Consider the following 11,336-nt stretch of genomic DNA (forward strand, 5'->3'; position numbering starts at 1 on the left):
GCGCACCAGTACCTCGCGCATTACGCCACATACTCAGGATCGGTTGAGATCCTCGAGCAGCAGGGTCGGGATGAAGGAGTTGTTGGTGAAGCCAGTCACGTTCTTGTGCGCGACGGTGGTGGTCGGCGGGACGCACAGCGGGATCCAGATGGCGTCCTCGACAACGATTTGGGTACAGCGCTGATACACCTTGTTGCGCAACTCCTCGTTGGGTTGCAGGACAGCCTCGTCCATCAGCCGGTCGAGCTCGGGATTGGAGTACTGATAGAAGTTGACCGGTTCAGCGCCGGTACGTGCCGCGATGCGGAACGTGGTGTCCAAGTGGAAGGTGTCACCACCGAGCCACGCGATCATCATGTCAGGTCGCTTGTCGGGTGGCTGATTCACGAGATCAAACTGCTCGGCCATCGGCATCACCCGTAGGGTGACGTCGAACCCGGCTTCTGCGAGCTGACTCTGCAGAAGCTCGGCCATCTGCTGCCGCGGCGCTCCACCGTCTACCGCGCAGGCCAGGTCGACCTTCTTCGACGGCAGCCCGGCCACCATGGTCTTGAGGGCATCCTTGTCGATATTCGTTGGCATGGGCGCCAGCTCGGGAGGAAAGCATTTATCCGGCCACACCCCCGGTTGTGCGGTGGCCATGCCGCTCCATGCCGCCTCGACGATGGACGTGCGATCCACCCCGTTGAGCACGGCGGTGCGTAGTTTCTTGTCGGCGAAGATTCCTGCGCCCTGATTCAGATAAATGGAGTCGCCGATTCCCCCCACCGCGTTGACGATGGTGAACTCCGGGTTCTGTTGATAGGAGAGGATGTCCGGCACCGCGAACCCCTTGGCCACCAGGTCGAATGACCCACCGTCCAGCTGCAGTTTCTGGGTGGCGACGCTGGGCGTGATCTCGATACGGATCGTCTCGAACGCGGGCTTCTCGCCCCAGTAGTCACCGAATGCTGACAATGTGTAATGGCTGCCGGTCACGAACTCCGTGATCGTGTAGGGCCCGGTGCCCGCGTCATGGGTGGTCAGCCACTTTTGGGCATGATCGTCGCCAACAGCGTTGCTGGACACCGCTGTTGGGCTGATGGCAGCCGGCTTGAATGGGGACGCCAGATAGTGGATGAACGCATTGTTGGGTGCGGTGAGGACGACGACGAAGGTGGTCGGAGTCGGCGCCTCGGTCCGTGCGACACCCTTGACCATGTAGCCCGGACCGCCGTCGACGGCCTTGCGACGGTCGAAGCTCTTCTGCCACGCCTGTGCGTCGACGGGCGTTCCGTCGTGGAACTTCACGCTGGGTCGCAGCTCGAAGGTGTAGGTGAGCAGATCGGGCGAGACGGTCCATGCGGTGGCCAACGCGGGGACGATCGTCGCGGTCCCGGGCTGGTACTTCACCAAGCCTTCGTAGGTTTCGTCCATCACCTGTAGGCCCTCGGCCTCGTAGAAGATATCCGGGTCGGGCACCGCCATGTCGGCCAGGAATGGCGTGCGCAACGTCAAGGTGCCATTGCTGGACCCTGCGCCGTTGCTGCCGCCCGCGCCACAGGCCGCGATGAGCGAGGCCAAACTGATACCGCCGACGGTGAGACCGCTGGCCTTGAGGAAGGTGCGCCGGTCCCAACCCGTCGGGGTGTTGTTGTCACGTGCAGTTTTTGACATGTTTGCCTCCAGGGTGGGCCAATAGTTGACCGGAAAGCACGACAGCCCCGCTGCGGTGCATACGGTCATTTGACCCGCGCCGCATGACGCATCTGCTGCGCGCCAGTACCTCGTGGATTACGCCACTGTTACGGGACTAGAGCAGGCTCAGCCTGCGCGGAAAGGTTTGGCCGAGAATGCAACTCGATCGCCACGGACCCGGATCTGCGACAGCGCCCGCGGTTGGCCGCTCTCGTCTTCGATCACATCGTCGACACAGATCATCGGTGCACCGACCGCGACACCGACCAGGGTAGAGGTCTGCTGGTCGGCAGCCACGGTGCTGATGGTGGCGTCGCTGCCACGGATGCGCAACCCGAGATGTTGCTCGAGAATGCGGATGATATCCGGGTCGTCGGCGTCGATATCGGGCGACTGCTCCTCATCCAGCGCGATGTAACTCACCTGGATGCCAAGTGGGAGGCCGCTTTCCAGCATCAGGCTCTCGACCATGAGCACGTTCCACCCGGCTGGCAGGCGAAGTCGATCCCGCACCAGCGGCGGGCACCCCAGTGATTGACATTCCAGCAGGCGTGCCTCCCACGGAAAGAGTTGGTCGATGGGCAGCAGGAGTAGTTCGGCGGCGTGGGTGCCATTTTTGGTCTCGCGGGTGACGTATCCCTCGCGGGCAAGCTGTTGCAGCACGGTCCGGACGGTATTGCGGCTGGCCGACAGTCCATCGGCCAGATCGCTCTCGACCAGGGACATGTTCCTGCCGGCGCGGACCAGGGTTGAGCGAAGTAGATCGTAGGTCCGGCGGGTCGAGTTGTTCAACCGATCTGGGGTCTGCCTTTGCCGCTGAAACCTGCGGGCTGCATCCACTCGGGAGTCTGATTCGCGTGTTGACACTTGGCTTGCGCTCCTTTTCGTGGTTCAGGGCTCGGTGGTGACGTGATCCCAGGATGCGAGCAGGCCGCCATCGACCAGCATGGAACTACCGGTCATGCTCTTGGATTCGTCCGAGGCGAGAAACAGTGCCGCGCTGGCGATGTCGTCAGGGGGGATCATGCCGGTCAGTGGGGCGAAGGTGCGGGTGAATTTGTCCGCTTTCTCCGCCGATCCCATCGCCGCCTCAAAATAGGCGCGGGACATCTGGGTCTCCGTCGAGCCCGGGCAGACGATGTTGACCCGGATACCCAGGTGAGCGGTCTCCGCGGCGGCGTTCTTGGTCAGCAACAACACGGCACCTTTGGACGTTACATAGGCAGATGAGGTCTGCTCGCCGGCATAGCTGTTCACCGACCCTATGTTGATGATCGAGCCACCGGCCTTCATCACCGGGATGGCGAACTTCAGACCCCAGAACGTTCCCTTGACGTTGGTGTCCATCGTGAGGTCCCAGTCCTCTTCGGTGGTGTCCACCAAGTACTTCTGCACGGCCACGCCCGCGTTGTTGACGAGGACGTCCAGCGCCCCATAGTCGTTGACGGCCCGGGTGATCAATGCCTGGACGTCCGCTGCTTTCTGCACATCGCACGGTTGGGTGACGATGCGGCCATCGCCCATCGCCGCCGTCTCGGCCAAGTCGACGGTGTTACGTGCTGCGGCGATCACCTGGGCGCCCTCCCGGGCGAACCTGATCGCAATGGCCTGTCCGATTCCCCGCGAGGCGCCGGTGACGATGGCGACCTTGCCTTGGAGTCGGCCGACGGATTGTCCGGGCATTGCCTGTCCTGTCTCTGCGTCGAGTGAACCTGTGCTTTGCACGGGGAGGGTGGCCGATCCACGCCAGAAGCCGGTGCGGTGAGACGCGACTCCAGTCTGGACTGGCGTTTGTGTCTTTGAGCGGTCTGTTCGTAAAAACCCGGTTACGCGACCTCGTGCGGTGAGTGGAGTGGCGTCAGTCCTTACGAATGCTGCCAACCGGCTTAATGCGATCGTCATCGGCGCTTACCGAGTAGGCATCCCGGTGGCGCGATACTGGTAAACGCGACTAGAGTCGCGTTTACCGCCAGGCCTGCCAATGCCGTGCCGGCCGCAGACCAACTTTCACGGAGCCATCTACCCATGACCGAACTGAACCACGTTCCCGCGACTGCGCCGATCAGCGAGCTGGTCGAACACATGCGTCGTGACAACTACGTCATCGTCGACAACCTGGCACCCCCGTCGCTGATGGACGCGATCGAGGAAGAAGTGACCCCGCATATCGAAGCGACACCCGTTGGGTACAACGCCATCCTGGGCTCAAAGACCCGCCGCACCGGTGCATTGGTCGCGCGCTCTCCGACGTGCCGTGAGCTGATTCAGAACCCGACCATCCTTGGCACGGTCGCTGAATTTCTGGGCCACGCCAGTACATTTCAGCTGATGCTGACCCAGATCATCTCCATCGAACCAGGCGAAAAAGCCCAGGGTCTGCACCGTGACCAAGGGGCGTGGGACTACTTTCCCTTTCCCGAGGACTATCACGTGCAGTGCAATATGCTCTGGGCCCTGTCGGATTACACCGCCGAAATGGGCGCCACCCGCGTCGTCCCCGGCAGCCACCTCCCGGGGTCCAAGACGCCGAAGGAATACACCGACGCTGACTGCCTGCAGGCCGAGATGTCCCGTGGATCGGTATTGATCTACAGCGGCAAGATTGTGCACAGCGGCGGGGCCAACAAAACCACCGACAAAGTTCGCCGCGCCATCAACATCAACTACTCGGTCGGCTGGGTACGCCAAGAAGAGAACCAATACCTCTCAGTGCCAATCGAAATCGCCAAGACCCTCGATGATGACCTTCTCAAACTGATGGGCTATCAAGAAGGCGCCTTCGCCATGGGTTATATCCGCGACTTTGAAGATCCGCTGCGCGCGGTACGCGGCAACGATGCAGTGCCCTACGGGTTCGACTCGAGCCGGGTTCGTGCGGAAGCGGCCGCGGAGCACGCCGCGTTCCTGGCGGGCAGCCAATAGGCGCTGCGTCGAGAGCCGCCAAACTCGGGCGCCGCTCCGGCATGGGGGCGGCGCCCGCTCGTGTTCATGTCATGAAACATCAACTAGCTGACTGTGATTCGGGTATCCGCAAGAGGTGGGTTTGACTACTGACTGCCGGCCAAGAACGCGGCATACTCCGGTGAGGCGTCTGCGCGCACCCGATTCTCGTCGAACCCATAGGCGACCGCGTCGTCGCCACGGATCGCGCGCAGCGGATCCTCGAAGTCGCGGATGTACCCCATCGAGAAAGCGCCCTCCTGGTAACCCATCAATTTCAACAGGTCGTCGTCGAGATCCCTGGCGATCTCCAGCGGCACCGAGAGGTACTGGTTCTCTTCTTGGCGTACCCAACCGACCGAATAGTTGATGTTGATGGCGCGGCGAACTTTGTCGGTGGTTTTGTTGGCCCCGCCGCTGTGCACGATCTTGCCGCTGTAGATAAGCACTGAGCCACGCGACATTTCGGCCTGCAGAACGTCTGCGTCGGTGTATTCCTTTGGGCTGCGGGCGCCGGGGAGGTGGCTGCCGGGGACGACGCGGGTGGCGCCCATTTCGGCGGTGTAATCCGACAGGGCCCAGAGCATATTGCACTGCACGTGGTAATCGTCGGGGAAGGGAAAGAAGTCCCACGCCACCTGGTCACGGTGCAATCCCTGCGCCGACTCACCGGGCTCGATGGAGATCACCTGCGTCAGCATCAGCTGAAATGCGCTGGCGTGGCCCAGAAAATCGCTCACGGTCCCCAGAATGGTCGGGTTTTGGATCAGCTCGCGGCACGTCGGAGAGCGCGCAATCAGCGCTCCGGTGCGGCGGGTCTTCTTGCCCAGAATGGCGTTGTACCCAATCGGTGTCGACGCGATGTGCGGGGCAAGCTCTTCTTCGATCGCATCCATCATCGACGCCGGCACCAGGTTGTCGATGATGACGTAGTTGTCGCGACGCATGTATTCGACGAGGTCGGCCACCGGTGTGGATGCGGGTACGTGGGTCAATTCGGTCATGGATACACGGCTCCGGAAGTGTCGGTCTGAAATGCGACTTCAGTCGCGTTTCAAGTATGGAGCCGACGCGATTTCCTCCCCGTAAAGCGCCATGACGATCCGATTAAGCGGTTGGGGCATTTACCCGTCGATGGCGTCCAAGGCTGCAGCGGTATCGAGGTCGACGTAGGCGATGGCGTACCGCCTGGCCAGCGCGACAGCGATATCCGGGCGCTGCCAAGCCTCCCCGGCGCTGGCAGTGGCGAGCCACAGCGCCAGCCCGTGTATCACCGAGGCGCGGTAGCGCAGCCAGGTCTCGTCGGCTGACGGCTTCTCGTCCGCGGGAAGATCCAGCGCGGCGCGGTACTCCTCGAGGAGGCGACGTTCATGGGCGCGGCGGTCTTCCGTGGTCAACGCGCCCTGCAGGAAATATCCGACATCGAGTGACCAGTTGCCGCGACGGGCCACTTGCCAGTCGAGAAAGCCGACTTCGCCATCGGGGAGCACGTAGGTGTTACCGATATGGGGGTCGCCGTGCAACAACGTCTGCGGGGCTTTCGTCAGCGTCCGGATATAGCGCGCCCACAGCTGGTTGAACAGCACATCGCCGCTCAGGCCGAGAATTTCGGGAGTGGCCGCATCGCCGATGGCGGCGTACGCCATCGGCAGCGGTGCCGCGTCCATCCCTGGCCACGGCTGGAACGCTTCCAGCCACGCGAGCCTTGGGTTATCGCTACTACGCCTACCCCAGAAGCGGGCATGCAGCCGGGCCAGCCCGCGCAGGCCGCACGCAGCCTGGTCGACGGTCAGGGGCCGGGTGGCGTCCCTGGGATCGGCGTCGCGCGCGGTGAGGTCTTCCATCACCAGGATGAAGTTGTCGGCTGCCTCGTCAATGACGGCGGCGTACACGGTGGGGTGTTCCAAGGGGAGTTCGACACCCGAGTTGAACAGGCGGGGCTCGTGGAACAACCCGCTGGTCAGCCGCACAAGTTCCTTGTGATCGTCGTCGACGGACTTGACGAAGACCGTGTCCGGACCGGAACCGGCGGAGTAGGACAGCCCCAGGCGGGCGCGGCGGTTGGTGCCGTCGTCGCGCAGTTGCACGGTGATAGCACTGACCACCGCACCGGGATGATGCGGCGCGATCGCCGACGTCATCCACCGCGGGGTGAGTTCGTCCCAATCGCCAGGTACATCCAAGTCAACGGTAGTCACTCTACAAATGTAGAGAAGACCGTCCCGTGAGACAACCCCGGATGCGAGCGGCGATAAACTGCCCGAATTCACCCACGTCGAAAGCCCAATCCGGATGAGCGCCGTCGCGAGTTATGCGATGCGGCGATCCAACTGCTGGCCGATGGCGGCGCCCGTGGGGTGAGCCACCGCAAGGTCGATCGCGCCGCGCAGGTTCCCGACGGTACGACGTCCTTTTACTTCCGGACCGCCTCGGCACTGTTACAGGCGGCCGCCGAGCGGGTCACGGAACTTGATGTGCTCGACCTGGCGGCCGTGCATACCGCGACTGCCGAGCAATCCTCCTCCGCGCCATCGGCATTGGCGCAGATCGTCTTCGGTGCGACTAGTGAGCCCGCCCTGTCGCGGACGAAGGCGCGCTATGAACTGGCGCTGGTGGCCAGGCACGACCCCGTGATGGCGGAGACCTTGCAGCAGTCGACTGCGCGCTTCATGGAGTTGGGGCGCGCAGCGATCGCGACTTTGCATACCATCGGATCGCCCCCCAATGCGGAACTTCTGGAGGATCAGACCGTAGCCGTGATGATGTTCATCAACGGCGTGATGTTCGGGATTGCGCGAGGTGACCACCCCATCAGCGACGTTGCGCAACTCGACCGCTATCTGTCCGGGATTGTCCGTGGCGTCTGCTAGCCGATCGGACCACCACGAATGGTGAACCCCGCGGGATCATCGATGCGGTCGATCGCGGCTGCCATCGCCTCGGGCGTCAGCGCGGGATCGTCGATACCGTCGGTGACCGCCAAGAACACCCGCGACACCTTGCTCCCGCCGACCCGGTAGATGTGCGCGGTCCGGTCGCAGTCCTGATGCGCGAGGTAGACCACGACGGGGGTGACCTTTTCCGGATCCAGATCCTTCACCACATCGGCCATGGTGTCCTCGGTCATCCGGGTGCGGGCGATCGGTGAGACCGCATTGACGTGGATGTTGTTGCGAACCCCTTCGATGGCAAGCACATTCATCAAACCGATCAAACCGGCCTTGGCGGCGCCGTAGTTGGCCTGGCCGAATTGACCGAACAGGCCAGAGCCCGAGGTGGTCATGACGATGCGGCCGTAGTTCTGCTGCCGCATGGTTGGCCACACCGCGCGGGTCACATGGAAGGCGCCATGGAGGTGTACCTGCAAAACGGCGTCCACCTTTTCAGTGGTCAGATTTTTGAACGCGGCATCACGCAAAATGCCGGCGTTGTTGATCAACACGTCGATGCGGCCGAAGGCGTCCAGAGCGGCAGCGGCGATGGCCTGTCCACCCTCAAAGGTGGACACCGAATCGGTATTGGCGATGGCCGACCCACCTGCGGCGGTGATTTCCTCGACGACGGACTGCGCAGCCGATGACGACTGTCCGCTGCCGTCGACGGCAGCGCCGAGGTCGTTGACCACGACGTGGGCCCCGCGGCGGGCGAGCTCCAGCGCATGGCATCTACCCAGTCCGCCGCCGGCTCCGGTGACGATGGCCACGCGATCGTCGAAGGTCATGGTTGTCACGGCAGCTCCTTGGGTTCCGGTGATGATAACGTAGTTCTCGTTTTATGAGATGCATGTTCTTTACAGAGCTATATTGCATTACCACTTGCCGAACACCTGACGACGCTCGACATCGAATCGCAGGCCCAGGAAGGCAGAGCGTGATGACGTCCCCTCTTCAAACGTCCGATTTCTACCACGTCGGTATCGTCGTCCCCGATATCGATTCCGCCGCAGCACGATTGACCGCGGCCGCCGGCTACCAGTGGACAAAGCCCGTCGAGTACAGCCTGGCGGTCACCACCGTGGCGGGGGAAGTAGAACTTCGGAACCGCTTCGTCTATTCACTCCAGGCACCGCATCTGGAGCTGGTCCAAGAGGTGCCGGGCACGATCTGGACCGCACCGGCCCATCACCTTGGCTACTGGGTGGATGGGATCGGCTCGGCGGCTGCGCATCTGGAACAGCTGGGGTACGTCCAGGAGGCCCGTCCCGCTGGTGACACCCTGACGACGTTCGCCTACTACACCGACGTGGCCGGTATCCGGATTGAGCTCGTGGACCGTGCCTTGTTCCCGGACTGGCCCGCTTTCCTGGCCGCGATGTCGGCCTGAGGACGGATCTCGACGAGGGCACCTGACGAAACCATGCACAGGGGTTATCCACACTGTGGATGAATTACATCCATGTATTTTCGCCCGCTCGGCGTGTGCCCGCCCCAACATCGGGTGGCCGTCGTTCGGCGATTAACTGGTAGCGCAACTATCGTTTCGTCCGTACGGTGGTGTGATGACGCAGGCACCCGAAGTTCCCGTGTACATGCGGCGCGATGTCCTCGACCCAGACCCGGAGCTCGGTGAGATCCGCGAGACGACGGCGGTCCGTGAGCTCGTCACCGCCTTCGGAATGTCCGCCTACCTGGTGACTCGTTACGAGGATGTCAAGGCTGCGCTGGCTGATCCGCAGCGATTCTCCAACCAGAGACCGCCCGGTTGGGCCGGTGGTCCGCGCTTCGATCCCGAGCAGCACGCGAAGTTCACGGCGGGAAACCTGCTAGCCCTCGATCCGCCCGAGCATCAACGGGTTCGACGTTTGCTGACCGCGGAGTTCACCATCCGGCGGATGAAGCGCCTCGAACCGCGCATTGTCGAGATCGTCGATGAGCACCTGGACGCGATGGAACGCACCGGGGCACCCGCTGACCTGATTGCGGGGTTCGCGCTGCCGATCCCGTCGCTGGTGATCTGTGAGCTACTCGGCGTGCCGTATGAGGATCGGGCGGACTTTCAGCGGCGCGCCACCCGGCAGCTGAACTTCAGTGTTCCCATCAAAGAGCGGCTGGCGCTCGGCGAGGCCGCCCGCGAACACATGATGTCGTTGGTGCAGCGCGCCCGACGCGATCCCGGCGAGGACATGCTGGGGATGCTGGTCCGCGAACACGGCACCGAGGTGACCGACTGGGAGCTCGTCGGCATCGGCGGACTGCTCCTGTTGGCGGGACACGAGACGACGTCAAACATGTTGGGACTCGGCACGATTGCTCTGCTGCAACGGCCGGAGCAGTTGGCGGCCGTGCGAGACGACCCCGAGGCGATCGGGCCTGCCATCGAGGAGCTGATGCGCTACCTGTCGGTGGTGCAGAATGCGATCGCCCGCGTCACCACCACCGAGGTCGAGATCGGTGGGGTCGTCATCCCGGAGGGGCAGCTCGTCATTCTCTCGCTGCCGTCGGCCAATCGGGATCCGAATTTCATCGATGCGCCCGACACACTCGATATCAGCCGCGGTGCGGCCGGGCACCTGGGTTTCGGGCACGGCGTGCACCACTGTCTGGGCGCACCGCTGGCGCGGATGGAAATGCGGATCGCCTTCCCGGCGCTGTTCCGCCGGTTCCCGAAACTGGCTCTCGCCGAGGATGTTCACGACATCCGCTTCCACGCTTACAACCTGATTTACGGCGCGCAGGCTCTCCAGGTGACGTGGTAACCGCCGAGGCGCCCGCGCTGCGGTCGGACGCAGTGCGTAACCATCTGAGGATCGTGACCGCTGCCGCGGTGGCGTTCGAAGTGGATGGGCCCGCTGTCTCCCTCGACGATATCGCCCGTCGGGCCGGCGTCGGGATCGCGACGCTCTACCGCCGCTTCGGCACTCGCGAGATCCTGATCAAAGCTGTTGCCGAACACATATTCGCCGCGGAGATCGCCACCGCGATCGTCGAGGACGGCCCGGATCCCTGGGCTGATCTTGTCGCGACCATCACCCGCACCGTCGATGCTTTCGCCGCGCACCCCGTCCTGGTGTCATTGGCCAGGGAAAACGCGGTGATGGAGATGGACACCATGGCGGCCTACCGGGCCGCCGCGCAGCGGGTGCTGGTGCGCGCCCGGGACGCCGGTGTGGTGCGGCCAGACCTGACTGCGGCGGATCTGAAGGCTGTCGTCGTGATGGGGCTGGCTATCGCTCATAACGCGGGGTGCAGCGGTGTCGGTAGCCGCCGCTATCTGGCCCTGCTGGCTGACGGGTTGAAACCTACCGGTCGGCCTCTTCCTGAGGCGTAGGTTCTTACCCGTGCTTTCCAGGGGTTTACCCACAATGTTGGTGGTGTCCGGCGTGCTGCTGCTATCGGCCTGCGCAGGCCATGCGCCCGACCCGTCGGAGCCGTCATCGACCCCGCTGACGGCGGTGTCCGCCAGTGCCCTGCCTGCGCGGCAGGGCGAGCTGGGGGGATTGACCGCAAAAGGTCTGATCGACGCGCTCAACAAGGCCGGCCTGCCCGCCCCGAATCCGGTGAACGCGACGGCGCAGGACTGTCCGAACGCCGGGTGCGACCAGTCGGTCGTCACCGACACCGTGAGCGTCAAATCGTTCGACACGACCGGTAGGGCGGAGATCTATGCCAAGGATCTCGGTCTGTTCCAGGTGACCACTCTGGTGGTGTCATTCGCGCCACCGATGACATCTGCCGAACAGGACAGGTACCGGACCGAAATTGTGAAACTCGCCAACTGAT

General features: G+C 63.3%; 12 protein-coding genes. 6 read left to right on the plus strand and 6 right to left on the minus strand.

Going from position 1 to position 11,336, the window contains the following annotated elements; genetic code table 11:
- Positions 1–33: 33 nt before the first annotated feature.
- The 3 genes from ADBZ9O_RS04540 to ADBZ9O_RS04550 form a co-directional block, all read right to left on the minus strand.
- Positions 34–1,656: an ABC transporter substrate-binding protein gene (locus ADBZ9O_RS04540; protein ID WP_526528806.1), complete on the minus strand. Its 1,623-nt coding sequence runs from the start codon at positions 1,654–1,656 to the stop codon at positions 34–36.
- Between the two features lie 147 nt (positions 1,657–1,803).
- Entirely contained in the window at positions 1,804–2,403 is a 600-nt protein-coding gene (locus ADBZ9O_RS04545; RefSeq protein ID WP_526528808.1) for a GntR family transcriptional regulator, read from the minus strand.
- A 165-nt stretch (positions 2,404–2,568) separates the two neighbouring features.
- Positions 2,569–3,360: an SDR family NAD(P)-dependent oxidoreductase gene (locus ADBZ9O_RS04550; RefSeq protein WP_526528810.1), complete on the minus strand. Its 792-nt coding sequence runs from the start codon at positions 3,358–3,360 to the stop codon at positions 2,569–2,571.
- Positions 3,361–3,702: 342 nt separating this feature from the next.
- Between ADBZ9O_RS04550 and ADBZ9O_RS04555 the strand changes: the two genes are divergently transcribed.
- The gene (locus ADBZ9O_RS04555; protein WP_526528812.1) at positions 3,703–4,599 is read left to right on the plus strand and encodes a phytanoyl-CoA dioxygenase family protein; all 897 of its coding nucleotides are present in this window, start codon (positions 3,703–3,705) and stop codon (positions 4,597–4,599) included.
- Between the two features lie 125 nt (positions 4,600–4,724).
- Here ADBZ9O_RS04555 and ADBZ9O_RS04560 read toward each other — a convergent pair whose 3' ends face one another.
- Both ADBZ9O_RS04560 and ADBZ9O_RS04565 read right to left on the minus strand, forming a co-directional pair.
- Positions 4,725–5,621 carry a phytanoyl-CoA dioxygenase family protein gene (locus tag ADBZ9O_RS04560; protein ID WP_526528814.1) on the minus strand — a complete coding sequence of 299 codons (897 nt, stop codon included), beginning with the start codon at positions 5,619–5,621 and terminating at the stop codon, positions 4,725–4,727.
- Positions 5,622–5,741: 120 nt separating this feature from the next.
- The gene (locus ADBZ9O_RS04565) at positions 5,742–6,758 is read right to left on the minus strand and encodes a phosphotransferase (RefSeq protein WP_526532829.1); all 1,017 of its coding nucleotides are present in this window, start codon (positions 6,756–6,758) and stop codon (positions 5,742–5,744) included.
- 216 nt (positions 6,759–6,974) lie between these two features.
- On the opposite strand from ADBZ9O_RS04565, the gene ADBZ9O_RS04570 reads away from it, so the two are divergent.
- Complete coding sequence (locus ADBZ9O_RS04570; protein WP_526528816.1) at positions 6,975–7,487, plus strand: TetR/AcrR family transcriptional regulator; 513 nt, start codon at positions 6,975–6,977, stop codon at positions 7,485–7,487.
- Here the strand turns inward: ADBZ9O_RS04570 and ADBZ9O_RS04575 are convergent.
- Positions 7,484–8,338 carry an SDR family NAD(P)-dependent oxidoreductase gene (locus ADBZ9O_RS04575; protein ID WP_526532831.1) on the minus strand — a complete coding sequence of 285 codons (855 nt, stop codon included), beginning with the start codon at positions 8,336–8,338 and terminating at the stop codon, positions 7,484–7,486. The two genes, ADBZ9O_RS04570 and ADBZ9O_RS04575, sit on opposite strands and share 4 nt — an antisense overlap.
- A 152-nt stretch (positions 8,339–8,490) precedes the next feature.
- Between ADBZ9O_RS04575 and ADBZ9O_RS04580 the strand changes: the two genes are divergently transcribed.
- The 4 genes from ADBZ9O_RS04580 to ADBZ9O_RS04595 all read left to right on the plus strand — a co-directional run bounded on the left by ADBZ9O_RS04580 (position 8,491) and on the right by ADBZ9O_RS04595 (position 11,335).
- Positions 8,491–8,940 (plus strand): VOC family protein, encoded by a 450-nt coding sequence (locus ADBZ9O_RS04580; RefSeq protein ID WP_526528818.1) that lies wholly within the window; start codon positions 8,491–8,493, stop codon positions 8,938–8,940.
- Between the two features lie 175 nt (positions 8,941–9,115).
- Positions 9,116–10,312, plus strand: a complete 1,197-nt coding sequence (locus ADBZ9O_RS04585) for a cytochrome P450 (RefSeq protein WP_526528820.1) — start codon at positions 9,116–9,118, stop codon at positions 10,310–10,312.
- Entirely contained in the window at positions 10,306–10,884 is a 579-nt protein-coding gene (locus ADBZ9O_RS04590) for a TetR/AcrR family transcriptional regulator (protein WP_526528822.1), read from the plus strand. The genes ADBZ9O_RS04585 and ADBZ9O_RS04590 overlap by 7 nt, the downstream gene beginning before the upstream one ends.
- Positions 10,885–10,927: 43 nt before the next feature.
- On the plus strand, positions 10,928–11,335 hold the full coding sequence (locus tag ADBZ9O_RS04595; RefSeq protein ID WP_526528824.1) for a hypothetical protein: 408 nt from the start codon (positions 10,928–10,930) through the stop codon (positions 11,333–11,335).
- Position 11,336 lies beyond the last annotated feature (1 nt).

The sequence above is a fragment of the Mycobacterium sp. genome (assembly GCF_965229105.1).
Taxonomy (GTDB): Bacteria; Actinomycetota; Actinomycetes; order Mycobacteriales; family Mycobacteriaceae; genus Mycobacterium.

Bases quoted from the DNA above. Each gene is read 5' to 3' on its own strand.
- ADBZ9O_RS04540 (WP_526528806.1), bottom strand. From the start codon at position 1,656: ATGTCAAAAACTGCACGTGACAACAACACCCCGACGGGTTGGGACCGG.
- ADBZ9O_RS04545 (WP_526528808.1), bottom strand. From the start codon at position 2,403: ATGTCCCTGGTCGAGAGCGATCTGGCCGATGGACTGTCGGCCAGCCGC.
- ADBZ9O_RS04550 (WP_526528810.1), bottom strand. From the start codon at position 3,360: ATGCCCGGACAATCCGTCGGCCGACTCCAAGGCAAGGTCGCCATCGTC.
- ADBZ9O_RS04555 (WP_526528812.1), top strand. From the start codon at position 3,703: ATGACCGAACTGAACCACGTTCCCGCGACTGCGCCGATCAGCGAGCTG.
- ADBZ9O_RS04560 (WP_526528814.1), bottom strand. From the start codon at position 5,621: ATGACCGAATTGACCCACGTACCCGCATCCACACCGGTGGCCGACCTC.
- ADBZ9O_RS04565 (WP_526532829.1), bottom strand. From the start codon at position 6,758: ATGACGTCGGCGATCGCGCCGCATCATCCCGGTGCGGTGGTCAGTGCT.
- ADBZ9O_RS04575 (WP_526532831.1), bottom strand. From the start codon at position 8,338: ATGACCTTCGACGATCGCGTGGCCATCGTCACCGGAGCCGGCGGCGGA.
- ADBZ9O_RS04580 (WP_526528818.1), top strand. From the start codon at position 8,491: ATGACGTCCCCTCTTCAAACGTCCGATTTCTACCACGTCGGTATCGTC.
- ADBZ9O_RS04585 (WP_526528820.1), top strand. From the start codon at position 9,116: ATGACGCAGGCACCCGAAGTTCCCGTGTACATGCGGCGCGATGTCCTC.